Source organism: Nonomuraea sp. NPDC049400, assembly GCF_044466425.1.
Lineage (GTDB): Bacteria > Actinomycetota > Actinomycetes > Streptosporangiales > Streptosporangiaceae > Nonomuraea.
In genome coordinates, this window is sequence record NZ_JBITMP010000035.1 from 58,858 (window position 1) to 83,650 (window position 24,793).

General features: G+C 69.4%; 28 protein-coding genes. 12 read left to right on the forward strand and 16 right to left on the reverse strand.

Going from position 1 to position 24,793, the window contains the following annotated elements; translation table 11 throughout:
• Window positions 1-2 precede the first annotated feature (2 nt).
• Complete coding sequence (locus tag ACIBVN_RS40280) at window positions 3-2,162, reverse strand: ATP-dependent RecD-like DNA helicase (protein ID WP_397145550.1); 2,160 nt, start codon at window positions 2,160-2,162, stop codon at window positions 3-5.
• Window positions 2,163-2,506: 344 nt separating this feature from the next.
• Between ACIBVN_RS40280 and ACIBVN_RS40285 the strand changes: the two genes are divergently transcribed.
• Both ACIBVN_RS40285 and ACIBVN_RS40290 read left to right on the forward strand, forming a co-directional pair.
• A complete protein-coding gene (locus ACIBVN_RS40285) occupies window positions 2,507-2,851 on the forward strand; it encodes an Lsr2 family protein (RefSeq protein WP_349456914.1) in 345 nt (114 codons plus the stop codon).
• Between the two features lie 332 nt (window positions 2,852-3,183).
• Window positions 3,184-4,515: a serine hydrolase domain-containing protein gene (locus ACIBVN_RS40290; RefSeq protein ID WP_397145551.1), complete on the forward strand. Its 1,332-nt coding sequence runs from the start codon at window positions 3,184-3,186 to the stop codon at window positions 4,513-4,515.
• Window positions 4,516-4,589: 74 nt separating this feature from the next.
• Here ACIBVN_RS40290 and ACIBVN_RS40295 read toward each other — a convergent pair whose 3' ends face one another.
• Both ACIBVN_RS40295 and ACIBVN_RS40300 read right to left on the reverse strand, forming a co-directional pair.
• A complete protein-coding gene (locus tag ACIBVN_RS40295; protein ID WP_397145552.1) occupies window positions 4,590-5,045 on the reverse strand; it encodes a hypothetical protein in 456 nt (151 codons plus the stop codon).
• A 260-nt stretch (window positions 5,046-5,305) separates the two neighbouring features.
• The gene (locus ACIBVN_RS40300; protein ID WP_397145553.1) at window positions 5,306-6,097 is read right to left on the reverse strand and encodes an AraC family transcriptional regulator; all 792 of its coding nucleotides are present in this window, start codon (window positions 6,095-6,097) and stop codon (window positions 5,306-5,308) included.
• A 218-nt stretch (window positions 6,098-6,315) separates the two neighbouring features.
• Between ACIBVN_RS40300 and ACIBVN_RS40305 the strand changes: the two genes are divergently transcribed.
• The 4 genes from ACIBVN_RS40305 to ACIBVN_RS40320 all read left to right on the forward strand — a co-directional run bounded on the left by ACIBVN_RS40305 (window position 6,316) and on the right by ACIBVN_RS40320 (window position 8,573).
• Window positions 6,316-7,071 carry a nuclear transport factor 2 family protein gene (locus ACIBVN_RS40305; RefSeq protein ID WP_397145554.1) on the forward strand — a complete coding sequence of 252 codons (756 nt, stop codon included), beginning with the start codon at window positions 6,316-6,318 and terminating at the stop codon, window positions 7,069-7,071.
• Window positions 7,071-7,394 (forward strand): MoaF-related domain-containing protein, encoded by a 324-nt coding sequence (locus tag ACIBVN_RS40310; RefSeq protein WP_397145555.1) that lies wholly within the window; start codon window positions 7,071-7,073, stop codon window positions 7,392-7,394. Before ACIBVN_RS40305 ends, ACIBVN_RS40310 begins: the two co-directional genes overlap by 1 nt.
• Window positions 7,395-7,511: 117 nt before the next feature.
• On the forward strand, window positions 7,512-7,706 hold the full coding sequence (locus ACIBVN_RS40315) for a hypothetical protein (RefSeq protein WP_397145556.1): 195 nt from the start codon (window positions 7,512-7,514) through the stop codon (window positions 7,704-7,706).
• A 357-nt stretch (window positions 7,707-8,063) separates the two neighbouring features.
• Complete coding sequence (locus tag ACIBVN_RS40320) at window positions 8,064-8,573, forward strand: hypothetical protein (protein WP_397145557.1); 510 nt, start codon at window positions 8,064-8,066, stop codon at window positions 8,571-8,573.
• Here ACIBVN_RS40320 and ACIBVN_RS40325 read toward each other — a convergent pair.
• The 4 genes from ACIBVN_RS40325 to ACIBVN_RS40340 form a co-directional block, all read right to left on the reverse strand.
• Window positions 8,570-9,106 carry a hypothetical protein gene (locus tag ACIBVN_RS40325; RefSeq protein ID WP_397145558.1) on the reverse strand — a complete coding sequence of 179 codons (537 nt, stop codon included), beginning with the start codon at window positions 9,104-9,106 and terminating at the stop codon, window positions 8,570-8,572. The genes ACIBVN_RS40320 and ACIBVN_RS40325 overlap by 4 nt on opposite strands.
• Window positions 9,107-9,164: 58 nt before the next feature.
• Window positions 9,165-9,638 (reverse strand): LuxR C-terminal-related transcriptional regulator, encoded by a 474-nt coding sequence (locus tag ACIBVN_RS40330; RefSeq protein WP_397145559.1) that lies wholly within the window; start codon window positions 9,636-9,638, stop codon window positions 9,165-9,167.
• A complete protein-coding gene (locus ACIBVN_RS40335; protein ID WP_397145560.1) occupies window positions 9,592-10,731 on the reverse strand; it encodes a sensor histidine kinase in 1,140 nt (379 codons plus the stop codon). The genes ACIBVN_RS40330 and ACIBVN_RS40335 overlap by 47 nt, the downstream gene beginning before the upstream one ends.
• Window positions 10,732-10,894: 163 nt before the next feature.
• Window positions 10,895-11,515, reverse strand: coding sequence for a TetR/AcrR family transcriptional regulator (locus ACIBVN_RS40340; protein ID WP_397145561.1), 621 nt, complete (start codon window positions 11,513-11,515; stop codon window positions 10,895-10,897).
• Between the two features lie 176 nt (window positions 11,516-11,691).
• On the opposite strand from ACIBVN_RS40340, the gene ACIBVN_RS40345 reads away from it, so the two are divergent.
• From ACIBVN_RS40345 to ACIBVN_RS40355, 3 genes are read left to right on the forward strand one after another with little or no spacing between them, the layout of a single operon-like run.
• Window positions 11,692-11,889: a ferredoxin gene (locus ACIBVN_RS40345; protein WP_397145562.1), complete on the forward strand. Its 198-nt coding sequence runs from the start codon at window positions 11,692-11,694 to the stop codon at window positions 11,887-11,889.
• Window positions 11,886-13,085: an NAD(P)/FAD-dependent oxidoreductase gene (locus ACIBVN_RS40350; protein WP_397145563.1), complete on the forward strand. Its 1,200-nt coding sequence runs from the start codon at window positions 11,886-11,888 to the stop codon at window positions 13,083-13,085. Before ACIBVN_RS40345 ends, ACIBVN_RS40350 begins: the two co-directional genes overlap by 4 nt.
• A 50-nt stretch (window positions 13,086-13,135) precedes the next feature.
• Window positions 13,136-14,347 (forward strand): cytochrome P450, encoded by a 1,212-nt coding sequence (locus ACIBVN_RS40355; protein WP_397145564.1) that lies wholly within the window; start codon window positions 13,136-13,138, stop codon window positions 14,345-14,347.
• Window positions 14,348-14,552: 205 nt separating this feature from the next.
• On the opposite strand, the gene ACIBVN_RS40360 is transcribed toward ACIBVN_RS40355, so the two are convergent.
• The 6 genes from ACIBVN_RS40360 to ACIBVN_RS40385 all read right to left on the reverse strand — a co-directional run bounded on the left by ACIBVN_RS40360 (window position 14,553) and on the right by ACIBVN_RS40385 (window position 18,685).
• Window positions 14,553-14,897 (reverse strand): hypothetical protein, encoded by a 345-nt coding sequence (locus ACIBVN_RS40360; RefSeq protein ID WP_397145565.1) that lies wholly within the window; start codon window positions 14,895-14,897, stop codon window positions 14,553-14,555.
• Window positions 14,898-14,996: 99 nt separating this feature from the next.
• A complete protein-coding gene (locus ACIBVN_RS40365) occupies window positions 14,997-15,443 on the reverse strand; it encodes a hypothetical protein (RefSeq protein ID WP_397145566.1) in 447 nt (148 codons plus the stop codon).
• Window positions 15,444-15,728: 285 nt separating this feature from the next.
• Window positions 15,729-16,346, reverse strand: a complete 618-nt coding sequence (locus ACIBVN_RS40370) for a zinc-binding dehydrogenase (protein WP_397145567.1) — start codon at window positions 16,344-16,346, stop codon at window positions 15,729-15,731.
• A gap of 420 nt (window positions 16,347-16,766) precedes the next feature.
• The gene (locus ACIBVN_RS40375) at window positions 16,767-17,153 is read right to left on the reverse strand and encodes a DoxX family protein (RefSeq protein ID WP_357631771.1); all 387 of its coding nucleotides are present in this window, start codon (window positions 17,151-17,153) and stop codon (window positions 16,767-16,769) included.
• A 94-nt stretch (window positions 17,154-17,247) separates the two neighbouring features.
• Window positions 17,248-17,718, reverse strand: a complete 471-nt coding sequence (locus tag ACIBVN_RS40380; RefSeq protein WP_397145568.1) for a carboxymuconolactone decarboxylase family protein — start codon at window positions 17,716-17,718, stop codon at window positions 17,248-17,250.
• Window positions 17,719-17,803: 85 nt separating this feature from the next.
• Window positions 17,804-18,685, reverse strand: coding sequence for a sigma-70 family RNA polymerase sigma factor (locus ACIBVN_RS40385; RefSeq protein WP_397145569.1), 882 nt, complete (start codon window positions 18,683-18,685; stop codon window positions 17,804-17,806).
• Window positions 18,686-18,958: 273 nt separating this feature from the next.
• On the opposite strand from ACIBVN_RS40385, the gene ACIBVN_RS40390 reads away from it, so the two are divergent.
• Window positions 18,959-19,798 (forward strand): NAD(P)H-binding protein, encoded by an 840-nt coding sequence (locus ACIBVN_RS40390; RefSeq protein ID WP_397145570.1) that lies wholly within the window; start codon window positions 18,959-18,961, stop codon window positions 19,796-19,798.
• 609 nt (window positions 19,799-20,407) lie between these two features.
• Here the strand turns inward: ACIBVN_RS40390 and ACIBVN_RS40395 are convergent.
• A complete protein-coding gene (locus ACIBVN_RS40395; protein WP_397145571.1) occupies window positions 20,408-21,019 on the reverse strand; it encodes a Tn3 family transposase in 612 nt (203 codons plus the stop codon).
• 69 nt (window positions 21,020-21,088) lie between these two features.
• Between ACIBVN_RS40395 and ACIBVN_RS40400 the strand changes: the two genes are divergently transcribed.
• Both ACIBVN_RS40400 and ACIBVN_RS40405 read left to right on the forward strand, forming a co-directional pair.
• Window positions 21,089-21,400, forward strand: coding sequence for a hypothetical protein (locus ACIBVN_RS40400; RefSeq protein WP_397145572.1), 312 nt, complete (start codon window positions 21,089-21,091; stop codon window positions 21,398-21,400).
• The gene (locus ACIBVN_RS40405; RefSeq protein ID WP_397145573.1) at window positions 21,394-21,738 is read left to right on the forward strand and encodes a hypothetical protein; all 345 of its coding nucleotides are present in this window, start codon (window positions 21,394-21,396) and stop codon (window positions 21,736-21,738) included. The genes ACIBVN_RS40400 and ACIBVN_RS40405 overlap by 7 nt, the downstream gene beginning before the upstream one ends.
• Window positions 21,739-21,830: 92 nt before the next feature.
• Here the strand turns inward: ACIBVN_RS40405 and ACIBVN_RS40410 are convergent, their stop codons facing one another.
• Window positions 21,831-24,221, reverse strand: coding sequence for an ATP-binding cassette domain-containing protein (locus tag ACIBVN_RS40410; protein ID WP_397145574.1), 2,391 nt, complete (start codon window positions 24,219-24,221; stop codon window positions 21,831-21,833).
• A gap of 199 nt (window positions 24,222-24,420) precedes the next feature.
• The gene (locus ACIBVN_RS40415) at window positions 24,421-24,777 is read right to left on the reverse strand and encodes a VOC family protein (protein ID WP_397145575.1); all 357 of its coding nucleotides are present in this window, start codon (window positions 24,775-24,777) and stop codon (window positions 24,421-24,423) included.
• Between the last annotated feature and the right edge of the window lie 16 nt (window positions 24,778-24,793).

The window sequence follows — 24,793 nt, forward strand, 5'->3', positions numbered from 1 at the left end:
GGTCAGAGGCGGTGGGTCAGGCCGGTGTGCCGCCGCCCGGCCCCCTTGGTGCGTACGGCCTGCGCCAGAGCCCGGCGCGAGCCGACGATGACGACGAGCTTCTTGGCCCGCGTGATGGCGGTGTAGAGGAGGTTGCGCTGCAGCATCATCCACGCGCTGGTGGCCAGCGGGACCACCACCGCGGGGTACTCGCTGCCCTGGGAGCGGTGAATGGAGACCGCGTAGGCGTGGGCGAGCTCGTCGAGCTCGTCGAAGGCGTAGTCGACGGCCTCGTCCTCGTCGGTGACGACGGTCAGCTTGTGCTCGTCGGGCCGGATGTCGGTGACGATGCCGACGGTGCCGTTGAACACCCCGGCGGCGCCCTTGTCGTAGTTGTTGCGCAGCTGGGTGACCTTGTCGCCGACGCGGAAGACGCGGCCCCCGTACCGGCGCTCCGGCATGCCCTCGCGGGCCGGGGTGAGGGCCTCCTGGAGGGCGATGTTGAGGGCGCCGGCGCCGGCGGCGCCGCGGTGCATGGGCGCCAGAACCTGCACGTCGCGGCGCGGGTCGAGGCGGAAGCGGCGCGGGATCCGGCGGGCGACGACGTCGACGGTCAGGGCGGCGATCTCCTCCGGCTCCTCGCATGGGAACAGGAAGAAATCCGTCATGCCCTGCAGGATCGGGTGGTGGCCGGTGTTGACGCGGTGGGCGTTGACGACGACGCCGGACTCCTGGGCCTGGCGGAAGATCTGCGTCAGCCGCACGCGCGGGATGTCGTCGGCGGCCAGCAGATCCTTGAGCACCTCCCCCGCCCCGACCGAGGGCAGCTGGTCGACGTCGCCGACGAACAGCAGGTGCGCGCCCGGGGCGACGGCCTTGACGAGCTTGTTGGCCAGCAGCAGGTCGAGCATGGAGGCCTCGTCGACGACGACGAGGTCGGCCTCCAGGGGGTTGTCGCGGTCGAAGGTGGCCTCGCCGCCGGGCCGCAGCTGCAGCAGCCGGTGCACGGTGGTCGCCTCGTGGCCGGTCAGCTCGGCCAGCCGCTTGGCGGCACGGCCGGTGGGCGCGGCCAGGATGACCTTGGCACGTTTGGCGCGGGCCAGCAGCACGATGGAGCGCACGGTGAAGCTCTTGCCGCAGCCCGGCCCGCCGGTCAGCACGGCGACCTTCTCCGTCAGCGCCAGGCGGACGGCCTGGCGCTGCTCGGCGGCCAGCTCGGCGCCGGTCTGGCCGTGCAGCCAGCTCTCGGCCCGCTCCCAGTCGACATCGGCGAACGCCTTGAGCCGGTCGTGCCCGGAACGCAGCAGCGACAGCAGGCCGGAGGCGAGCGAGACCTCGGCGCGGTGGAAGGGCGGCAGGTAGACGGCCGGCACCACGTTCTCACCCGCCGGGATGGGCTCGCGTACGACGCCTTCGCTCGCGACGAGCTCTTCCAGGCAGGCGGCGACCAGGTCGGCGGGCACATCGAGGATCTTGACGGCGTCGGCGACGAGGTTGGGGGCGGGCAGGTAGCAGTGGCCGTCGTCGGCGGCCTGCGACAGGGTGTAGCGCAGGCCCGCCTTGACGCGTTCGGGGCTGTCGTGGGGGATGCCGACCGCCTGGGCGATGGTGTCGGCGGTCTTGAACCCGATCCCCCACACGTCGTCGGCCAGCTGGTACGGCCGGCTCTTCACGACGGAGACCGACGACTCGCCGTACTGCTTGAAGATGCGCACCGCGATCGAGGTGGACACGCCGACACCCTGCAGGAAGATCATCACCTCTTTGATGATCTTCTGTTCCTCCCAGGCGGCGGCGATCATCTTCGTCCGCTTGGGGCCCAGCCCCGGCACCTCGGCCAGCCGCTGCGGCTCCTGCTCGATTACCTCGAGCGTGTCGGTGCCGAAGTGGTCGACGATCCGCTCGGCCATCTTGGGGCCGATGCCCTTGATCAGGCCGGAGCCCAGGTAACGGCGGATGCCCTGCACGGTGGCCGGCAGCACCGTGCTGTAGGACCACACCTCGAACTGCCGCCCGTAACGAGGGTGGGAGCTCCAGCGTCCGTGCAGCCGCAGCGACTCGCCGACCTGCGCGCCCAGCAGCGGGCCGACCACGGTGAGCAGCTCGGAGCCGGAACGCTCGGTGGCCACACGGGCGATCGTGTAACCGGTCTCCTCGTTGGCGTAGGTGATGCGCTCAAGCACGGCGGAAAGTTCGGTACCGGGGGCACTAGCCGCACTTTCGCTCACCGTTCACCCTCTCCTGCTGGATCGCTTCCCGGGTCAGAGTAGAGGAATGGCCGGACAATAGGCGCTCCCGGTCGCGAGGGGGCGTCCGGTACGCCGCGCCGGAGACCGTGCTCCGTCCGGAGAAATCCGAAGAGCGACAACACCCGCCGGCAGGCGGCGCGCTCTTCCGCCAAGGCTTTGCCCTGCAAGCCGTAAAGAGAAGGATACGAACCACCTGCTGACCGGTTTCTTCATAATGGGAAGCGTAAATTGGAGCATGTAACAGATGCCTGGCGGCAAAAACGCATTGGAGCGTCAGCATGGCTAAGCAGATTCAAGAGATCTTCATCGACGACATCGACGGCAGCGAGGCGTCGGGCACGACCAAGTTCGCTCTCGACGGCACCAACTACGAGATCGATCTGTCGGGCAAGAACCGCGACAAGCTTGAGAAGGCACTTGCTCCCTTCATCAACGCCGCACGCCCTGTTCGTGCCGAGCGTGGCCGTGGCCGGCGCGGAGCAGGTGGCGCCGCGCGCGCCATGAGCCGTGAGAAGTCCGCCGAGATCCGGCAGTGGGCCAAGACCCACGGCCTGCCGGTCAGCGAGCGTGGCCGTATCGCGTCCTCGGTGGTCGAGAAGTACGAGGCCGCGCACCGCAAGTAAGCACAATGGCCCCCCTCCTCAGGTGAAATAGGGGGCTCGTCGTGCCGTTCCGCAGGCGGCATCCAAATGACGGCCGGCGGCACGCCTTTCCGGGCACCGCTTTCGGGTTCGCCCGGCCGCTCGAGGACACACATCAATAACATTGACGACGTAATATGTGTCCTGGTATTCGCAATGTCAGCGTTCATCGACACGTCGTGCACATCGGATCGCCGATCAATGTCGTCAGCGCTTCCCCGCCGGTGCCAATGCCGTCGTCCCGTACGCCGGCCACCACCCGCACACCCGCCGGCCCGCGGCTGGTGCTCAGCCAAGCGCTACTCTTGTCGCCCATGAGCCAGGTGGGAGATGCGACGGCGCGCGCCCTGCTGCGCAGGCTGGCCGTCGAGCAGGCCGAATGCAGGGTGCCGTCGCTGGTGGCGGCGATCGTGCGCGACGGGCGGCCGGCATGGTTCGGCGGGCGCGGCCGGGTGGACGGCGCGCCGCCGACCGCCGCCACCCAGTACCGGATCGGGTCGATCACCAAGAGCATGGTCGCCGTCGTGGTCATGCGGCTGCGCGACGAGGGCGCGCTGCGGCTGTCCGACCCGCTCGAGCAGCACCTGCCCGGCACGCCGCTGGGCCACCTGACCATCGCCCAGCTGCTGTCGCACACCGCCGGCCTGACCGCAGAACCGCCCACCGACTGGTGGGAACGCACCCCCGGCGTCCCCGTCACCGACCTGCTCGAACGCCTGGGGCCCGGCGAGCTCAAACACCGGCCGGGGCGGCGCTTCCACTACTCCAACGTCGGCTTCGCCCTGCTCGGCGAGCTCGTCGCCCGCGCACGCGGCACCACCTGGCTCAAGGCGTTGCAGGCCGAGGTGCTCGACCCGCTCGGCATGAACGACACCACCGCCCGGCCGCGCGCCCCGCACGCCACCGGCTACGCCGTCCACCCGTACGCCGACGTCGTGCTGGCCGAGCCCGAGCACGACGCCGACGCGATGGGACCGGCCGGGCAGCTGTGGTCCACGCCGCACGACCTGGCGCGGTGGGCGGCGTTCGTCGGCGGCGACACCGGCGACGTGCTGAGCCCCGACACCGTCGCCGAGATGCGCGAGCCGGTCGGCGTGGACGACGGGGACGCCTGGACCGGCGGCTTCGGGCTCGGCCTGCAGCTGGCCCGCCTCTCGGGGCGGCGCCTGGCCGGCCACACCGGGTCGATGCCGGGGTTCCTGGCCACCGTGTGGGCCGACCCCGCCGACGGGGTGGGAGTGCTGTTCATGGCCAACACCACCACCGGGATGACCGGCACGCTGCTGACCGACCTGCTGGACATCCTGCAGCAGTACGAGCCGCGCCTGCCCGAGGAGTGGCAGCCGGTCGCGGCCGATCCCGAACTGCTGGCGCTGACCGGGCTGTGGCATTGGGGGCCCAAGCCGTACATGCTGCGGCTGCTGCCCGATCGCGGGCTGTCGCTGGAGCCGGTCGGCGGCAGCGGACGGGCCTCGCGGTTCGTGCCCCAGCCCGACGGGACGTGGCTGGGGCTGGACGGCTACTACGCCGGGGAGACGCTGCGGGTGGCGCCCGGCCACCTGGACCTCAACACGTTCATCTTCACCCGCACCCCGTACGACCCGGGCGCGCCGGTGCCGGGCGGGGTCACCGACTGGCACGCCTGACCGCGCCCCCCTTCTCACCGGAGGGGTCCCGGCGCGGCGCAAGGGGGGTCGCCGCGCCGGGAGTCAGGGGATCACTAGTCGCAGGCGCGGTCGTCGGTGTAGATGATGACCGACTGCCAGGTATTGGTGATTTGCGAGTCGTGAACGGCGTGCGCCCGGCCAGGGCTGAGGCAGCGCGAGTCGCCGGTGCCGTTCGGACCGGTGAACAGCTTGACGTCGAAGCGGGTGTTGTTCTTCGCGCCGGTGACGTTGTAGAGCTTGCGGTCGGCGAAGTTGTTGAGCTGCGGGCTGGAGAACGGGTCCCGGTAGAGGTAGTCGCTGCCGCGACGGTCGAGCCACCCCGATATCAGGCGCTCCCAGACGCACAGGTGGTCCGCCGGGCAGGCCTTCCTGGCCTGAGCACTGATCGCGCCGGTGGCCGCGGAGACGCTGTGAGCGGGTGAAGCCGCCTGCGGCCCGGCGAGCGCCACCACGACGGCGGCGACGACGGCCCAGCGGCCACTCCAGGCGCGCACAGTGAGCTTGTTCATCAGCGACCCTTTCTCTGGGTGACGATACGATGACGCAGCGTGTTGCCATCGACTTGATAATGGATCAGAACCGGGCCGGACGGAACAGGTTTTCTGCGGCCGTGTCGATCGCGGTCGCGGGCGGAGGTCTGGATGCAGCAGCCGGAGGGCGAGGACACCCCTGCGTTCGGGGCGAAACTCCGCTCGAAGGCGCATCGAAGCGGGTAAATCGCTCAAAGACCTCGCACTTGCGGGTCGCGGCTGTTCGGCGATCGGCTGCTTCAGCCCGATGCCTTCTGTGTTCGGCGGAAGGCGCCGGGCGTGGTGTGGGCGTGGCGGGCGAAAAACTTGCCGAAGTTGGTGGGGTCGGCGAAGCCGAGGCGGCGGCCGATGTCGGCGACGGGGACCTCGGTGTAGGCGAGCAGGCGTTTGGCCTCCAGGACGACGCGGGCGTCGATGAGGTGTTTGGCAGGGTGGCCGGCGGCGGCGACGCACGCGCGCGTGAGGTGTTTGACGGTGTAGCCCAGGCGGGCGGCGTAGTGCTCGGCGGAGCGGGTGAGGGCATAGGAGCGTTCGAGCTCGGCCTGGAACCGGTCGAAGAGTTCGGCGGTGGCGGAGTCGACGCGGCGGTCGTCCTCGGTAGGCAGCCGATCGATCCGCAGGAGCAGGACGGCCAGCAGGTGGCGGAGCAGGGCGACGGGCATCGCGTGGACGGACGCGGCGCGTTCAGCGGCGATCTGGTCGATCGTGGTGGAGATGGCGGTGAGGTCGGGTCCGGCCGGGGTCCAGCGGGGAGTGGCGAGCCAGCCGGTGAGCCGCGGCCCTGCGCTGCCGAGATCGGGTGGGAAGTCGGCGGTGAACAGGACCACCTTGCCGTCGAGGCTGCCGGGGTGGTGGAAGCGGTGGGCCTGTCCCGGCCGTACCCACAGCAGGGTGCCAGGCCGGCAGGGGTGGGAAGCGAAGTCGATCTCGTGTCGGCCTTCGCCCGTGGTGATCAGGATGAGGATGTGGAAGTCGGCGCGGTGCGGTGAGGCCAGGGTGTGGGCGGGGATCCGGCCTCTGATGTCGGCCATGGTGACGACCTCGATCCCGACCGAGCGGCCGTCAACTGGCCGGTACCCGAACTGAGGCACACCAACTTGTCGCCGATTGACCATCGTGGATCCCTTATTCACCAGGCTGATCGCTGTTCCCATTATCGCAAGCGCGGCATGGTGGCCTGAATGACCATGCCGGGCGCGATGAGAGGACCAGGATCCGACAACGTCGGACGAACGGAGCGGAGTACACCATGAACGCGAAGGACACTGTTCTGCAGGCCGCCGCTGAGCTGTTCGGGGAGAAGGACCCCTCCGCGGTGGATCGCTGGGTCGCGCCCGGCTACCGCCAGCACAGCTCGCTGGCCGCCGACGGGCCCGAGGCGCTGCGCGCCCTGGTCGCCTCGCTCGGCGACGACTTCCGCTACGAGGGCGTACGCGTGATCGCCGACGGCGACCTGGTCGCCCTGCACGGCATCTACCACGGCTTCGGCCCGGACCCGCTGGTCGCCTTCGACCTGTTCCGCGTCGAGAACGGCAAGCTCGCCGAGCACTGGGACGCCCTGACCCCGCTGGCGCGGGCGACCGTCAGCGGACGCACCCAGACCGACGGCCCGACCGCGCCAACCAACCTGGATGAGACCGCGGCCAACCGCGGCCTCGTTTCCGAGTTCGCCGAGAAGGTCCTCAAGGGCGCCGATTACTCGGCGCTGACCGACTACATCTCCACCCAGGCCTACCACCAGCACAACCCGGAGGCCGCCGACGGCCTGGACGGCTTCGGCGCGGCCGCCGCCAACTGGGCGGAGCAGGGCAAGAATCTTGTGTACAAGAAGATCCACAAGGTCGTCGCCGAGGGCGACTTCGTGCTGCTGCAGTCCGAGGGCGAGTTCGGCGTCCCCGCCGCCTACTGGGACCTGTTCCGCGTCGCCGACGGCAAGATCGTCGAACACTGGGACATCATCGTCCCCATTCCCTACAGCCTCCCGCACGGCAACGGACTGTTCTGATGAACACGCGCACCTACGCCGGACACACCTTCGTCTTCCGCATCGACAACGGAGCGGTGTTCCGCAACACCTACACCTCCGACGGCACCGGCCTGCACTACGAGACGCTGGAAGGCCCCGGCAAGGGCTCCCAGGAAACCGTCGTCCTGCACACAGCCGAAGTCTCGCCCGGCATCTTCATCCTCGGCTGGGTGGAACAGCCCGGCATGACGGTCACGCACCTCATGAACCTCAACACCCACACCGTCCACGCGTTCTGGACCTACGACACCGGCCGTGGACGTACCGCCGAACTCCACACCGGAACCCTTGCAACCACCTGAGCTGATCGGTTGGTGCCAGGGCGCCTGGCACCAACCGATCAGAACGGTCCGGCAGGACCCCGCTGCCTCGTTCGTGGAATGCACGCGGCGACCGGCCAAGCACTCAAGGAGAAGACCGTGTCGACACTGGCCGCCTACCGTGCCGCCATCTGCTTGGACGAGCCGTTCCGCACCGCCGCCCCGGCCGCCGGGCCCGGTGAGCATCCGGGCTTGGCCCGCACCGCGCTGCGCCTGCTCGCCCGCGATCCGGCCGCGGCACGGCTCGGCCCTCCGCTCCCGAACATGTCCCCAGCCGCCCAGGTAGCGGGGTGAGAGATCATGATTGCGGTTCGTGATCGTTTCGGAGGCGGTCGGGTGAAGGGTGGGTTCGGGTGCGTCGGGAGTGGGAGCCGGAGGAGCTGATCGCCGCGTGCGGGGGCAGCGCTGGGCATCGTAGGCGTTCAGCGCCGCGGGTACGGAAAGCGTTGCCGGCGAGGGCGGCGGCCAGGACGACAGCGTCTTCGATCGATTGGCCGGCGCCGACGACCAGGTCGGTGTCCTGCCGATGCAGGGCGGCGCGACGGCAGGCGCGCAGCGGCGTGTTCTGGCCGGTGGAGGCGCGCATCAGGTGGCGACCTGACGGCAGGCGCATGGCGTGGGTGGCCAGGTCAGCATGCTCGCCTCTTCGGCGTGTTCAGCCGCGAGCCGGGCGAGCGCATCACCGACGGTGGCGGGCCGCCGCTGTACCGGAGGGGCGGCTCCGGCGCGAAGATCCTCCGCTGGCCCCTCGACGCGTCCACCGCCCTGCTCAAGACGGGCTCCGACGGTTTGGTTCACCCCACCGAGGGGTGGACCAGCCCGGTGTGGAAACTCCAGGGCGGCGTGTTCACCGGCGGCAACGGCATCGTCGTCGGGTTGTGTCCCGACGGCGCGCCTCCCGTCAGCTACATGCGGGGCGGCACGGCGAACATCTACGGCGACTACCGCAAGTCCTGCCTGCACCGCGTCACGGTCTCCGCCGACCGCGCCACGCTCGACGTCCACTACCTGACGACCGCACCCGGCAACGCGCAGAATGTCGCGTACTGGCCCGCGAGCGGAGAGCTGTGGCTGGTCAACGAGTTCCGCGGGGACTATGACCGCGTGTACGGGAACGACCGCCTGGTGCTGGCGTTGAGCTGCCCGGATCTCACGTGCTAAGAGCCGGGCCCGCTGGCCGGAACGGGAGCCGGTCGCGGCGCGGCCGTCACCCTTGCCCCGACGTGGATGCCGCCGACCCTGGCCAGCATCGTCGACACGTTGAGCAGGATGATCGCCGCCTTCAGCGCGTTCGCTCCCACGTCGTGCGCCGCCATCCAGCGGCCCAGTTCTGGACCGAACACGTGCGTCGCGCCGTACGAGAAGGCAACCTTCGTCAGGGTGATGGCGACCCAGGCGGTCACGTAGGCAAGCCCGGCCCTGGAGTACACGGCCCGCTTGTCCGGCACGTACTCGAACCGCATGAACGAGACCGCGGCCAGTCCCATCGCCAGGCCGAGCACGGTGGCCGCGGCTTCGAGCAGCAGCCCGGTGCCCGACAGCGCGAAGCCGTCAAAGAAGATCGGAACCAGCGCCGCCGCCCCTGCCACAGGGCGCAGGAGCCGGAACAGCCCCACCTTCCGCCGGCCGATGTCGCTTTCGATGGCGATCGCAAAGATGATCAGGTTGAGGAGGAAAACGCTCACATCGCTCATGGCAGACGACGGTATTCGCAGGGCCGGGGCCGATCGTCAAGCCAGAGGTTGGTTCGCGTCAACCCGTGGGTTGAGAGTCGGAGGCGATCCCCCGCCGGTAGGCGTAACGGACGGCCTGCGCGCGGTCCCGCGCCCCGATCTTCGCGAAGATACGGTTGATGTGCGTTTTCACCGTGGCCTCGCTCACGCGCAGCCGCTCCACGATCTCCCGGTTGGACAGCCCCGCCGCGACCAGCTTGAGCACTTCCAGCTCGCGGTTCGTCAACCCGTCCGGAGGCTCGGGGGACGGCGCGGCGTCGAAGAGCGACTCGCGGACCCGCTTGGTGAGTAGGCTGCGTCCCTCAGCGGCGGCGGCCACCGCCTGGTAGATGTCCTCGCGTGAGGCGTCCTTGGTCAGGTAGCTGAGCGCGCCCGCGCGCAACGCCGCCGCGATCTCCCGCTGATCGGAGTAGGTGGTGAGCACGACCACGCCGGTCCGCGGGTGTTCACGGCCGATCCACCGGATGGCCTCGACGCCGTCGAGTTCGGGCATGCGCAGGTCCATCAGCACCACGTCGGGACGGTGCGCCGCCACGGCCGCGTTCCCTGAGCCCGCGCAGCCCGAAGCCGGGGCCGGCCGGCGCGGCAGGGCCCTGGCTGACAACGCTCAGCGTGGCGTGTGTGCCGCAAGCGAGGCGTATGCGCACGGGGCTTCCCGGCGCGTGCTTGCGTGCGTTCGTGAGCGCCTCCTGCACACCCCGATACAGCGTCAGGGTGACGTCGGCGGACAGCTCCGCGGGTGCCGCCTCCATCTCCAGCTCCGCGGGCTTGCCGGCACGGTCGGCGTAGGCCGTGGCCAGGCCGGTCAGCAGCTCCTCCAGCGGCAGCGCCTCGTCCCGCAGCGCGAGAATGGCGCGCCTGGTCTCCACCAGCCCCTCGTCGGCCAGTTCCTGCGCCCGCCGGAGGAAGACTCTGATCCGCTCGGCCTCCGCCCCCTCCTCCACCAGCGCGTCCACCACCTTGAGCTGCACCGAGAGCGCCGACAGCGCGTGCGCCTGGATGTCGTGAATCTCCCTGGCGATCCGCGAACGCTCGGCCAGCGCCGCCGCCCTGGCCTGCTCCTGCGCCGCCCGTTCGACGTTGCCCAGGAGCAGCTCTGCCTGCTCCGCGCGCTGCAGCACCTGCTTCCTGAACGTCCCGAGCAACACGCACGCCACCAGCACCGAGACGTGCGCGACCAGGTACGGCCAGGGCGGGGAGGGCTTCAGCGAGACCGCGGCCGCGACGGTCGCGAACGTGATCGGCAGGACCTGGCGCGGCGGCAGCCTGGCTCCGGCGTCGATGAGCGCCACGGCGGGGAACGCGACGGCCACGCCCGCGCCCGCACCCGTCAGCGCGGCCCCCGCGACACCCATCAGCAGCAGCGCCACGACCAGCGAACGGCGGCCGAGCCAGTCCGAGGCCAGCCAGAGCAGCCATCCCGCGCTCGCCGCCGCGAGCAGTCCGGCCGTCACGACGGGACGGCGGTCGATCAGGCCGGGATCCGCCCGCATGATGGTGACCAGGAGGACCACCAGCCCGGCGAGCCGGACCGCGCGGAGCGGCCACGTGAGCCGGCCGCGGTGCGGGAGCGCGAAGACGAACATCTACCGCACCCGGATCGCTTCCGACACATTCACGCACCGACTGTACGACACGCTCGGTGGTACTCCTCGATCCGGACGCCACCCGATCGCGCTCCGGGATGGACTGCAGGCGCAATGGCTTGCCAATCCTTTGTTCGACCTCGCCAATGAGGTGATCACGCTGTCACAGGAGCCAGTTGTCCGGCTGCTGCAGCGGCACCGCGGCCGGCAAAGGGGTGGCTGCGTCGGGAGCCAGGGCGTCGAGGATGAGTGAGAGATAGCGCCGCCAGCCGTCGCTTTGGGGGTCCATGGTCCACAGCAGTCCCAGGAGCATGACCACGATGCGGGGCAGGTCGTCGGGCACGAGGTCAGCGCGGATGAGGCCGGCCTGCTGTGCGCGGCGGGCCAGCAGGGTCAGCGACTCGAGGGAGCGCGTGCCGGCTTCGGCGGTCATGGCGCCGGCGTTCCTGGCGGCGGCCAGGGTGTTGTGTTCGCGGGCCGCCATGGACAGCGTCGCCTCGAGCACGGTGACCAGGCCGCGCCTGGGATCGTCATCGCTCAGTGCCTGCTCGATGGCGGGGGCGATCTCTTCGGCGAAGGCTTGGTCGAGGGCTGCGCGGACCAGGACCGTCTTGTCGGGGAAATGGCGGTAGAGCGTCGCATTGCCGACGCCGGCGTGGCGGGCGATCTCGTCGAGTTGCGCCTCGGGGCCGCGTTCGGCGTAGATCTCTCGCGCGGCTCGCACGATCTTGTCGAAGTTGCGTGCCGCGTCGGCGCGCAACGGTTTGGGGGCCTCGGTGGTCACCACCTCAGGATAGCAACCGAGATACAACTCTCAATTCGCATGCTATCGTGACGGCGTCATGTGAGAGTTGACTCCCGATTTCGGGATGTCGTCTCGGCGTGCCGGACCGGCCTGGTGCGGGCGCCGCATGCGGATTTCCGGGCCATCGCCGATGTGCTCGGAGGGAGGAGGGCCAGATGAAGGTGACCGTCGAGGCCGACAAATGTGTGGCTGCCGGGCAGTGCGTGCTGATCGCGCCCGAGGTGTTCGACCAGCGTGAGGAGGACGGCATCGTGGTGCTGCTGGAGGAGACGCCCCCGCCACAGCTGCACGACGCCGTCCGCGAGTCGGCCGCGGTCTGCCCGGCCGCCGCCATCCATCTGGCCGAGTCGTGAACCGGATCGTGATCGTCGGTGCTTCGGCAGGCGGGCTGACCACCGCGGAGGCGCTGCGCCGGGCCGGGTACGGGGGTGTGATCACGCTCGTCGGTGAGGAGCCGCATCTCCCCTACGATCGTCCGCCGCTGTCGAAACAGGTCCTGACCGGGGAGTGGGAGCCGGAGCGGCTCGTCCTGCGCGGCAAGGCGGAGATGGACGCGCTGGGCCTGGACCTGCGTCTGGGCGTGCCCGCGATCGGGCTGGACCTGAGCGGCAGGAGCGTGGCGCTGGCCGATGGCGCCGAGGTGCCCTACGACGCTCTGGTCATCGCGACCGGCGTGCGTCCCCGTCACCTGCCGGGCAGCGAGGTCGTGCCGGGAGTGCACACGCTGCGCACCCTGGACGACGCCGTATCGCTGAAGGCGCGGCTGCTTCCCGGGCGGCGACTGGTGATCGTCGGCGCCGGGTTCGTGGGCGCCGAAGTGGCCGCCGTCGCGAGCGGGCTGGGTGTGAAGGTGACACTGCTGGAGGCAGGTCCGCTTCCGCTGGCGCAGACCATCGGCGAGCAGGCCGGCCACGTGCTGGCCGAGATCCACCGCGGCCACGGCGTCGAGCTGCGCACGCACGCCGCCGTCGCCGAGATCGTCAGCGCAGGCGGGGCGGTCACAGGGGTGCGGCTGGCCGATGAGACGGTCCTGCCGGCGGACGACGTGCTGGTGGCCATCGGCTCGGTGCCGAACACCGCATGGCTGGACGGCAGCGGGCTGACCCTGGGCGACGGGCTGGTGTGTGACATGTTCAGCGCCGCCCCCGGCGTGTACGGGGTCGGCGATGTGGCCCGCTGGCACAACCCGCTGTTCGGCACGGCGATGCGCGTCGAGCACCGCACCCATGCGGCCGAGCAGGGCCTGGCCGTCGCCCACAACATGCTCCACCCGCAGACGCGGCGGCCGTTCGCCCCGGTGCCGTACTTCTGGTCCGACCAGTACGGCCGGAAAATCCAGGCCTACGGTCACCTGCGCGACCACGACGAAGCACTCGTCCTGGACAGCGACGTCTCGCAACGGCGTCTCCTGATCGCCTACCGCACCGGAGACCGGGTGGCCGGGGTGCTCGCCGCCGGCATGTCACCCAAAATCCTGCGCACCTGGCGCGCCCTCATCGCGGCCCGAACCCCATGGGCCACCGCCATCGCCGACACGACAGCCGCGTAACTCGCACCGTGGCGTCGCCGACCCGCACCCGACATCTTCAGGAGCTTTCCATGAGCATCACGACCGACTCCAACGACAACGCCGGCCTTCCCGTCTTCCCCGGCATGCGGTCCCAGCGCTGCCCCCTGGACCCGCCCGCCGAATACGCCGACTGGCGCCAGGCCGACGGCCTGCAGCAGGTACGGATGTGGAACGGCCACACCGCCTGGGTGGTGACCCGGTACGAGGACGTCCGCGCGGTCTTGAGCGACCCGCGGCTCAGCGCCGACGCCCAGCGCTACCCGTCCGTGCTCCCGCACACGCAGGTCCCGGCGTTCCCGCGGATGGACGACCCCGACCATGCCCGGCTGCGCCGCATGCTCACCGCCGACTTCACGGTCAAGCGCGTGGAGGCGATGCGTCCGGAGATCCACGAGATGGCCGGGCGATTCCTCGACGAGATGATCAGCAAGGGGCAGCCGGCGGATCTGGTCCGCGAATACGCGCTGCCCATCCCGTCTTTGGTGATCTCGCTCCTGCTTGGCGTGCCGTACGACGACCACGAGTTCTTCCAGCAGCACAGCGCCACCATGAACCATGCGGACGCCTCACCGCAGGACAAGGCGCAGGCAAGCGGGGCGCTGTTCGGCTACCTGCTCGCTCTGGTGGAGCGCAAGGAACGCCAGCCCGGAGACGACCTCATCAGCCGCCTGCTCACCGAGCGGGTCGCCAAGGGCGAGCTCAGCCGCGAAGAAGCCGCCATGAACGGCATGATCCTGCTGTTCGCCGGGCACGAGACCACAGCCAACATGATCGGCTTGGGCACGCTGGCGCTGCTGCAGAATCCGGATCAGGCCGCCCGGATCCGCGACACCGACGACCCGGCCGTGGTGGCGAACGCCGTCGAGGAACTGCTGCGCTATCTGTCCATCGCCCAGGACATGATCGTACGGGTGGCCACCGAGGACCTCACCATCGGCGGGCAGCTCGTCCGGGCCGGCGAAGCGGTGACCGTCAACCTGCCCGCCGCCAACCGGGACACGGCGTTCCTCGACCAGCCCGACACCGTGGACCTCGGCCGCAACACCCGCGGGCATCTGGCCTTCGGCTATGGCATCCACCAGTGCCTCGGTCAGAACCTGGCGCGGGTGGAACTGCAGGTCGCACTGCCCGCGTTGCTGCGCAGGCTGCCGGGGCTGCATCTGGCCGTGCCGCTGGAGGAGGTGAAGTTCCGGCACGACATGTCCGCCTACGGTGTGCACGAACTGCCGGTCGCCTGGTAACGGCGGTTGAGCAGCATGCGAACGAAAACTCGCGTTAGTGGGCCGGGCGGAAGCGGCTTGGCGTGACATTCCGTTCCGGATTGGGCGTCCGAAGGGTCGCCCCCGAATTTCGGCGCTACGAGGTGTCCAGGCAACAGCTCGGAACAGCACGGATCAGTGTCGGCGCCGGGGTGGAGAAAGGTGCTCTGTGACGGCGGCGATGGCCTCAGCTCCGGGTTTGACGTAGCGCATGGCGGTGCGGGGGTTTCTTGTGCCGAGTCTTGCCCATGATGAGCTGCAGCGGCACCTCGGCCTCGCCGAGGTGGGTGGCGGCGCTGTGGCGCAGCTGGTGCAGGTCGAGATCGGCGTACTTCTCCAGCAGGACGCGGGCGCGGTCGTAGCCGAGGCGGGCGCGGCCGGTGTGCGGGCAGATGTCGACGGCGGCCGGGCGGCGAGCGGGGCCGGGCGCCGTGCGGACAGGAACACCGGACCGTGCGTGCGCGTGCTGCCACCCGGGAACCGGAGTAACCGGGGCAACAGGTGGGCGGTGCCGCTGTCCCAGTACACCCACTCAACGGCGCCGCCCTTGGAGCGGACGGGCGCGCGCCGGTGCTCCAGGTCGAGGTCCTCAACGTTCAGCGCCAGGATCTCCGCGGCCCTGGCCGCCGTTTCATAGAGCATCCGCCACAGTGTCTTCTCCCGCAGCGGGATGTCGCGGCGGGACAGCAGCCGGTGGATGGTAGGCCTTGGCGACCGCGCGGGTCTCGTCGGCGCTTTCCTTGCGGCGCTCGGCGTCGGCTTGGACCGATGGGGCGGCCCAGTGCTTCTTGGTCTGGCACCAGAGCAGCCAGGAGGCGACGGCGGCGCGGTTGCGGTTCCAGGTCGCCGGCGCGCATCGGCCCCATAGCTCAGTGAGCGCGGTGCCGATCTCGGCGTCGGTGACGTCGGCGAGCGGCCGGTCGCGGCCAAGCAGGGCGATGACGCGATCGATGGCCGAGGCGTAGGCGCGGTGGGTGTTGGGGTTGGCGGTGCGCGGGGTGGCGAGGAAGGCGTCGGCGGCCGCGGCGAGGCTGACGCCTCCACCGCGAAGGGCGGTGACCTTCGGCGCGGCGCTCATGCAGGCCGCCGGGCGGCAGTCGCCGCGCCCGTCCGAACGATGTACCGGATAACGTGCCGGAGTCGCGTACCGCCCCGGCGACGGGTTGTCCTGGTCGCCGCGCCGCCATGATCGCTCACGTACGTGATAATAAGCAATTATCACGTACGTAAGCATGGCCGTCATCAGACGCTGGGGGCGGCGATGGGGACCAGGAAACTGATTGAGGGTCAGCGGGGCAAACGTGACACCCGCATCCCATTCTGAGCTCGAAGCCGGCAACCAGTGGGCGGTATTCGCGGCCGGTCATCCGGCGACAGTGAGTACGATCTTTCCGGTGGCTCGGTTGGTCTCGCCGAGCTCATGTGCCTTGGCCGCCTGCTCGAACGGCAGGACGGTGTCGACCTCGACGCCCAGCCGTCCCGCCTCGACCAGCTCGGCGATCGTCGCCATCGCGGCGTTGTCCGGCTCGACGAGGACGAAGCCCGCCCAGATGCCGCGCTCCCCGGCCTGGCGAAGGAGTTCCTCGTCAGGCTCCGGGTTGAGCTGGGCAAGAGTGCCGCCGTTCCGCAACGTCTGCAGGGAACGCGCCCCGTAGTCGCCACCGATGCTGTCGATGACCAGGTCAACGTCGCGGACCGTCTCGGCGAAGTCCTCCTCGGTGTAGTCGATCACCTCGTCGGCGCCCAGCGCATGTACGAAGGCGTGCTTGGACCCACGAGCGGTACCGATCACGTACGCGCCGAGATGCTTGGCGAGCTGCACGGCCAGGTGGCCGACCCCGCCGGCCGCGTGCACCTGTACCAGGACCTCCGTCGGCATCGGCTCAGGACGGTCAACCTCGGCCAGCGTCAGCACCTCGGGGCCGCCCGCGGACTCCTGAATGATCGCGCGCATCCGCGCCGTCGTCGTGTCTTCGCTCATGGGAGAACCTTCGTGAAAGCGGGAATGAGTGCGCAGCCCATCGTTATCTGGGTTCTTGGACTCTTCGCGCAGGTCAGAGTGAGATGATCTTTTTCAGGCATGTAAGGCATGTTGACTGGCTCCTCACACCTTGGTGCGAGGAGCCAGACGCTCCCGTGGGCATTTGGCGATCTCGGGCGCGTTGACCCTTTTCGGAAGGGATCGACTGAGTCGCGTCAGCCGTTCGACGGCGCGCTCTTCAGCCAGCAGCGCTGCGTCGTGGTCATCCCTGGCTACCTTCACCGCAGCCGCCCGGTCATGTCGCCGACCAGGGCGCACAGAAGCTCATCGAGCACGCCCTGCCCTGTCGCTGCCCTTCGGCGAGTGCGCCCACCCGCAGGAGTGGATCGCGGCCCGCATCCCGCCCGGGTGACGGGCCGGTCAGCCGGTGAAGGGTTCCAGTGCGAAGCGGCCGATCGCCACGAAGGCGGCCAGGGCAAGGTAGCTCCCGTCCACCAGCGCGGCTTTGGTCTCGCCACGGCGGATCCGCATGATCACGGCGCCGGTCATGAGCAGCGTCAGGCCGCTAGCCGCCAGCGGTACCAGTACCGGCGCGATGCCGAGCAAGGCGGGCAGGATCAGGCCCACGGCACCGAGGACCTCGAGCGCTCCGATGGCCTTAAGGGTGCCGGGCTTGAAGTCGAGGACCCAGCGCGCGGCGTTGGCCATCTGGGCCATCTTCTCCCGTGGCACGAACAGCTTCCCGAAGCCGGAGAACAGGTAGAGGGCGGTCAGCAGGCCGGTGATGATCCACAGTGCGATGTTCATGAGTCTTCTCTTTGGCAGAGTGTCTGGGGGTGGCGGCCGCGGGGCGGACCCGGGGTCCCGGGTCCGCCTGAGAGCCTGAGGGGGAATGTCCGCGTCAGCCGAACTGTCCGGGCTGGTAGTCGCCGCCGGGCGTCCGGGTGATCACGTTCAGCCGGTTGAAGGCGTTGATCGTGCAGATCAGTGCCACCAGAGCCATCAGCTGATCCTCGTCGAAGTGCTTCGCCGCATTCGCCCACGCCTCATCGGTGATGCCACTGGAGTCGGCGAGGCGGGTGCCCTGATCAGTGAGTTCCAGCGCCGCCCGCTCCGCCTCGGTGTAGACGGTCGTCTCCCGCCATGCCCCGACCAGGTTGATCCGCACCATGCTCTCGCCAGCGGCTGCGGCGTCCTTGGTGTGCATGTCAAGGCAGCCGCCGCAGCCGTTGATCTGGCTGGCGCGGATCTTCACCAGCTCCTGCACCGCCTTCGGCAGTGCCGAGTCGGTGATGACCTTGTTCGACGAGATGATGTACTTGGTCCACTTCGACCCGACCTCGTTGACCATGGGGTTGATCCGGGTTTCCATCTCAATCTCCTTCGTCTTCGGATACTTGCACCACTACGACGAAGCACCCCGCCAAGACGTAACAACCCCATGCGACAGACGTGCGCTACTCGGGTCGCGCGGGCAGCCCCATAGTGTCGAGGAGCTTGCGGTCGCTCACGGTAAGGAGCTCGACGATCCGGCCGTCGACCACGGTGCACCCCACCACGCCGAGCACCTTGCCTTTCGCACCCCAGGCCACGAACCCGGGCTCGCCGTTGACCAGGACCGCCAGCGCCGAGGTCATCGACCGGATGCCGCGCAGGATCGGACCGGCCACCTCGGCCGCCCCGACCGTGGTCATCACGCCCTGCGGGTGGTAGGTGCGCCAGGTCACCTTCGGATCGAGCAGCCGTACGAGCCCTTCGAAGTCCCCGTTGCGCGCCGCGGCAAGAAATGCGTCGACCACTGCGCGCTGCCGCCGCGGCTCCTCCTCTGGCAGCGAGGTGCCCTGCACCTTCCGGCGGGCCCGGCTGGCGAGCATCTTGGTCGCGTCGGCGGACCGGCCGATGATCTCGCCGATCTCGGCGAAGGGCACCGCGAACATGTCATGCAGTACGAACGCCAGCCGCTCGGTAGGCGTGAGGGTGTCGAGCACCACCAGCAGTGCCAGCCCGACCGATTCGGCGAGCATCGCGTCGTCCTCGGGTGCCGCCCCGCCGTCCACCGTCACTACCAGCTCGGGAAGCCAGTCGTCGTACGACAGCTCAGCCCGGGTCTTGCGCGAGCGCAGCACGTCGAGGCAGACCCGGCCGACCACCGTGGTCAACCAGCCGGTCAGGTTGTCGATCCTGGCCGCGTCCTGCCGCGCCAGCCGGATCCACGCCTCCTGCACCGCGTCCTCGGCGTCCACCCGCGACCCGAGCATCCGGTAGGCGACCGCCGCCAGGCGCTCGCGCTGCTGTTCGAAGGCTTCCGCCAGTGCTTCGTGAGGACCTGATCCGGTCATGTCGTTACCTTCCTTGCGCGAATTCCGTCATGGTCATGACGCGACCGAAGGTGCCGAGGTAACCGTTCGGCGTGCGTCCTGATGGGAGACCGCAATGCCACAGGGATCGGGTCGCCGGCGCCTCATGGTCGTCAGGACGCCGCGCAAACGATCCACGCGCCTCGTGGAACTTACCGCTGACCTCGAATCCACCGGACGGCTGGTCGAGTGACGCGATCGTCACCGACCGGCCCCCGGCTCAAAGAAACCAAGAAACTAGAGGAGATCCCCACCATGATCCTGGTAACCGGTGCCACCGGAAACGTCGGTTCCCACGTCGTCCGCCAACTCCTGGAGGAGGGTGAGAAGGTCCGCGTCATGACCCGCAACCCCAGCGGCCATGCGTTCCCTGACCAGGTCCAGGTCGTGACCGGCGACCTGACCCAGCCGGAAACCCTGTCTGAGGCACTGTCCGGCATCGATCGGGCCTTCCTGTTCCCCGTTTTCCAGGGGGTCGACGGATTCCTCGACGTGGCCAAGCGAGCCGGCCTGCGGCATGTCGTGATGCTGTCCTCGGTGTCCGTCACGTGGTCCGAGCCCGGCTGGGTCGGCGAGGTGCATCTGCGGCTCGAACGATCCGTCGAAGCGTCCGGGTTGGCGTGGACCTTCGTGCGGCCCGACGGGCTCACGACCAACGACCTGGTCTGGGCGCCCCAGATCATCGAGGGCGATGTCGTACGCGGACGCTACGGCGAGGCCGCGACGGCCCCGATCGACCCGCGCGACATCGCCGCGGTCGCCGTCCGCAGTCTCCTCGATGGGCGTGCCGGCGAGGGGTACTCGGTGACCGGACCGCAGTCGCTGACCCAGATCGACCGCGTGCGCGTCATCGCGGAGACCATCGGGCGGCCATTGCGGTGGGAGGAGCAGTCCGAGGACTGGTTCCGGGACCAGATGGTCCGCCTCGGCATGCCCGCTCCGGGGATCGACGATTACGTCAACTTGCTCACCGCGAGAGTCGGCAAGCCCACGGAGGTCCTGCCGACGGTCGAACAGGTCACCGGCCGACCGCCCTTCACCTACGCACAGTGGGTCGCCGACCACGCCGCCGCCTTCGGCGCGGCGTCGGCCTGACGGATTGGCGGCACCTGCCGGCCTTCGCGCATGTTCCTAGGACGAGCCCGGCGGCACCAGCCGACTGTCAACCGAAGCCGTCTCCCATCGACAAAGTCAGGGCTTGGTATGTCGCCGCGGTGCATGGTATTTCCGCTGGTCGCACGCGTTATGATCATCCTTTGACCGTGGCGGGAACGCTATTGACACTCTCCGCGCGCGAAAGAGCACCCCGTGTCGGAGAGGCGCTCTTTCTGCTGCTGTTCTGTGACGCGATCTATACGGGGGCTCCCTCGTTCTGCTCGACGACGGCGAAGCGCTTCTCGCACAATCCGCTAATGATCGGCCGTCCTCCAGCGCGCGCGGGGCCAGCTGGAGGCGGCGGGGCTGTGTGCACTTGCACTCGACTGCCAGACGCTGACCGGCCCGGCGCCTCTTGGTCTCACTGTCTGTCTGGCGTGGACCGCTGAGAGGTGAGTCCGGGTCGTCGTCTTCCTCAATATCGCCGATCACCAGAGTGAGAATCTCGGTGAGGTCCGCCAGGTACGCCACGGTCTTATCCAGGTCCGCGATCGTCGACTCGTAGCGCTGCGCGCCCGCGTCTTCCAGCTCGCACTGGGCGAAGCAACGTCAGTCGTCCCACTCGGGCTCGTCCGGGTCTCGCAACTCCCGCATGCCTCCAGGGCCGAGATCGGGCAGCGCGAAGGTGTAGGTGCCGATCACGTTGATGTGCCGGCGGCCGAACGGCGACAAGCGGGCGACATCCTCCTCAGCCAGCGGGTAGCCCGCGGCCCGCAGACGGGCCAGGGCCTGATCGATGTAGAAGGTGTTCCACAAGGTGACGCAGTTGAGCACCAGCCCGAGCGCGCCGAGCTGGTCCTCCATGCCTTTGTAGTAGCGCTGGTAGACCTCGCCCTTGCGGCCGTGGAAGATCTTCCCGGCCAGGGCGTGGCGGGATTCCTGCAGGTTGCGGATGCCCTTGATGTCGCGCCGATACGGCTCCTCCACCGCGTAGGTGAGGATGTGCAGCGTCTTGAAAATGCGGCCATGGGCGGCGATCGCGTCCCCCAGCGGGGTGGGGTTGCCGTCGCGCTGCAGCATCCTCATCACGTCATAGGCGCGGATCCGGCCGGTGTAGATCGACACCACCACCCGCAGGATGTCGCCCCAGTGCCGTTTGACCTTGGCCAGGTCGATCTTCCCGCGGGCGAAGCGCGCCAGCGGGGCCGCACGGACTGGCACATCACCCTGTGGGCCGTCGCCGGTATCGGTCTCATCGCGGCCCTTGGAATCGTCATCGGCCTACCCCGCGTGAAGCTCCCCGCCGCCTCGCTGAGCGACCGGCTGCGACCGCTCAAGCAGGGCCGGGTCCTCGGGCTTCTGGCTGTCACCCCGCTGGTCTTCCTCGGCGTCTACACCCTCTACACCTACATCGGCCCGGCCCTGCAGGGGACGACCGGCGGCTCCGAGTCGCTGCTCACGGTCATTCTGCTGGCCTGGGGAATCGGCACGCTGGCCGGAAACATCATCGCCGGACGGCTGGTCGACCGGCACAACCCCGCGCACGTGTTGACCGGACCCTCCTCATCGCCGCCGTTGCCCTGGCCCTCACCCCCGTGGTGACCGCCGCTCTGGTGTCCACCCTGGTGTGGGCTGCGATCTGGGGTGCGACAGTGGGCGTCATCGTCGTACCCCAGCAGCACCGGCTCATCGCCCTCAGCCCGGCGGCGGCCCTCGTTCTGCTCGGCCTCAACTCCTCGGCCATCTACATCGGGGTCGCCCTCGGCGGCGGCCTCGGTGGACTGGCGCAGGAGTGGCTCGCCCTCGCGCCCGCCACACTGGGGCTGCCCGCCGCCGGCATCACCATCCTGGCCCTGCTCTACCACCTGACCACGGTCCGCCGCCGCCCACCCGCGGTGCCTCTGTCGACCCCGTCCACCCCGGACAAAGCCAGGGCATAACGCCCATCGAGCCGATGACGATGTCGGAGTAGCTGGGCCGCGGCGGCAGCGCCAACCCCCACACCCCGCAGAGGTGTCCGCGAGGGTCTCGGTCAGGCGCCGACGTAGGTCGCGAGGTGCTCGCCGGTGAGAGTGGAACGGGCGGAGACAAGGTCGGCGGGAGTGCCTTCGAAGACGATCCGGCCGCCGTCGTGGCCCGCGCCGGGGCCCAGGTCGATGATCCAGTCGGCGTGCGCCATGACCGCCTGGTGGTGCTCGATGACGATGACCGACTTGCCGGCGTCGACCAGCCGGTCGAGCAGGCCGAGCAGGTGCTCGACGTCGGCCAGGTGCAGGCCGGAGGTCGGCTCGTCCAGGACGTAGACGCCGCCCTTGTCGGCCATGTGGGTGGCCAGCTTGAGCCGCTGCCGCTCGCCGCCGGACAGCGTGGTGAGCGGCTGGCCGAGGCTGAGGTAGCCGAGCCCGACGTCGGCGAGCCGGCCGAGGATGGCGTGCGCGGCCGGCGTGCGCGCCTGCCCGGCGCCGAAGAACTCCTCGGCCTCGGTCACCGACATCGCGAGCACCTCGCTGATGTCGCGGCCGCCGAGGTGGTACTCCAGCACCGAGGCGTCGAACCGCTTGCCCTCGCACTCCTCGCAGGTGGTGGAAACACCGGCCATCATCCCCAGGTCGGTGTAGATGACGCCGGCGCCGTTGCAGTTGGGGCAGGCGCCTTCGGAGTTGGCGCTGAACAGCGCCGGCTTCACGCCGTTGGCCTTGGCGAAAGCCTTGCGGATCGGGTCGAGCAGCCCGGTGTAGGTGGCCGGGTTGCTGCGTCGTGAGCCGCGGATGGGCGTCTGGTCGACCGAGACGACGCCCGCCGAGGCGGGGATGGAGCCGTGGATCAGCGAGCTCTTGCCGGACCCGGCGACGCCGGTGACGACGCAGAGGACGCCGAGCGGGATGTCGACGTCGACGTCCTGGAGGTTGTGGCGGGTGGCGCCGCGGATCTCCAGCACGCCGGTGGGCTTGCGCACCGCCTCCTTGAGTGCGGCCCGGTCGTCGAGATGGCGGCCGGTGATGGTGCCGCTGGCCCGCAGGCCTTCCAGGGTCCCCTCATAGCAGATGGTGCCGCCCGCCGTACCGGCGCCGGGGCCGAGGTCGACGACGTGGTCGGCGATCGCGATCGCCTCCGGCTTGTGCTCCACGACGAGTACCGTGTTGCCCTTGTCCCGCAGCCGCCGCAGCAGGGCGTTCATCCGCTGGATGTCGTGGGGGTGCAGACCGATGGTGGGCTCGTCGAAGACGTAGGTGACATCGGTGAGCGAGGAGCCGAGGTGGCGGATCATCTTGACGCGCTGCGCCTCGCCGCCCGACAGCGTGCCCGCCGGCCGCGCCAGCGAGAGGTAGCCCAGCCCGATCCCCACGAACGAGTCGAGCGTGTGCGCCAGCGCGGCGAGCAACGGCGCGACCGACGGCTCGTCGAGGTCGCGGACCCATGCGGCCAGGTCGCTGATCTGCATCGCGCAGGCGTCGGCGATGTTGATGCCCTTGATCCGCGAGGAGCGGGCCTCCTCGCTGAGCCGGCTGCCGTCGCACTCGGGGCAGGTGGTGAAGGTGACCGCCCGGTCCACGAAGGCCCGGATGTGCGGCTGCATCGCCTCCCGGTCCTTGGAGAGGAACGACTTGTGGATCTTCGGGATCAGCCCCTCGTAGGTGAGGTTGACGCCGTCGACCTTGACCTTGGTCGGCTCCTTGTAGAGGAAGTCGTCGAGCTCCTTCTTGGTGTAGTCGCGGATCGGCTTGTTCGGGTCGACGAACCCCGACTCGGCGTAGACCCGTACCGTCCAGAAGCTGTCGGACTTCCAGCCGGGGATGGTGAAGGCGCCCTCGGCGAGCGACTTGGAGTCGTCGTAGAGCTGGGTGAGGTCGAGATCGGAGACGGTGCCCCGGCCCTCGCAGCGCGTGCACATGCCGCCGATGCGGGTGAAGCTCGCCCGCTCGGCCTTGCGGGTGCCGCGTTCGACCGTGATCGCGCCGCTCGCCCGTACCGTGGGGACGTTGAAGGAGAAGGCTTGGGGCGAGCCGATGTGCGGCTGCCCGAGCCGGCTGAACAGGATGCGCAGCATCGCGTTGGCGTCGGTGGCGGTGCCGACGGTGGAGCGGGGGTCGGCGCCCATCCGCTGCTGGTCGACGATGATCGCGGTGGTCAGCCCGTCGAGTACGTCGACCTCCGGCCGCGCCGTCGTCGGCATGAAGCCCTGCACGAAGGCGCTGTAGGTCTCGTTGATCATCCGCTGCGACTCCGCGGCGATCGTGTTGAACACCAGCGAGCTCTTGCCCGAGCCGGAGACACCGGTGAACACCGTCAGCCGGCGCTTGGGGATCTCGATGCTGACGTCCTTGAGGTTGTTCTCGCGCGCGCCGTGGACGCGGATCAGATCGTGGCTGTCGGCAAGGTGCGGCGCAGGCGAGTGCGTGTCCGTCCTTGTGGTCATGCTCATCGTCTCTCCATCTGTGAGGCGGAGCCGCGTTCGTGGTCTCCGTCTCTGTCTGCGTCGCCTGGCGTGTGACCAGTTTCGAGCATTATGTCGGTTCTCGTTCGTCGGTGCGGTCGCGGCAACGGTCCGCCGTCCACCTGATCGGCGGGTGCCGGCCGGCGTGGCCATCGCTGTCGCGACGACGCCGGGCCAGGGCCGGCAATCACCGATCCTGAAGCAGCCCCAGGACGTTGCCGTCGGGGTCGGTGACAGTGGCCACCAGGCGGCCGCCACCGACGTCGCGTACGGGCTCCTTCACGGTGGCGCCCGCGGCGGTCACCTCGGCCAGTTTCGCCTCGATGTCCGGCACGTGCCAGTAGGCCACCGGCGAGCTCATGCCCTGGGGCCCACCGCCCGGCACCAGCCCGATGTGCTGGCCCTCGGCCTCGAAACCGACATAGTAGGACTCGTCGGTCTGCGGCGGGATGCCGAGCAGGGCGGCGTACACCGCCTTGGCCTTCGCCAGGTCGGACACGGGATGCAGCACGGTCTTGATTCCCTGGGTGGAAGAGCCGGTCATGGTCGCTCCTGAAAGT